A 618-nucleotide genomic window follows, 5' to 3' on the forward strand; every position below is an offset into this window, starting at 1 on the left:
CCGACCTCGATAGCGAACATGACCGTCTCGGCGCGCTCGGGCTCAATCCGAAGAAGATCATCGAGTTCAACCGCGACGGGTCGCTGATCGCCCGCTTTTTCTTCATCGAGGATCCGGACGGCTATAAGATCGAGGTTCTGCAGCGCGGAGGTCGCTTCCAATAGGAGACATAGCAACCGCGCCGGTAGGTGCGGCGCCAGCAACGGCGCTTACCAGAGCGCAGATAGCAAGCAGGGAGGAATAAAATGGTCACGATCTATGACGCGAAGCCCGGGCTTTCACGTCGCGAGCTTCTCAAACGCGGTGGCATCGGCGCGCTGCTCGTCATCTCCGGCAGTGCCGTCATCAGCCCCGAACATAGCTGGGGGCTCGAGACATCGGCACTCAAGCCCGAAACCATGGCGACGCTGATCCAGATGGCGCGCGACATCTATCCGCACGATCAGGTCCCCGACAAATACTACGCCATTGCGGTGAAGGGCCATGACGAGCAGGCCGGCAAGGACACCGCCTACAAGGCGATGATCGAAGACGGCATCGCCGACCTCGACAAGAAGTCCGGTAACGGCGGCTACCGCGGTCTCGGCTGGGAGGACCAACGCGTCGGCGTGCTGAAGC

1 protein-coding gene and 1 pseudogene are annotated in these 618 nt (G+C 61.5%); both read left to right on the forward strand.

Translation table 11 applies throughout. The annotated features are described in order from the left end of the window. A pseudogene (locus EOA22_RS39430) lies at positions 1-164 on the forward strand (lactoylglutathione lyase); the annotation flags it as partial. An 81-nt stretch (positions 165-245) separates the two neighbouring features. Further along, a partial coding sequence (locus EOA22_RS36400; protein ID WP_127390756.1) for a gluconate 2-dehydrogenase subunit 3 family protein occupies positions 246-618 on the forward strand: 373 nt, incomplete at its 3' end.

The organism is Mesorhizobium sp. M7A.F.Ca.US.014.04.1.1, from assembly GCF_003998745.1.
Taxonomy (GTDB): Bacteria; Pseudomonadota; Alphaproteobacteria; order Rhizobiales; family Rhizobiaceae; genus Mesorhizobium; species Mesorhizobium ciceri.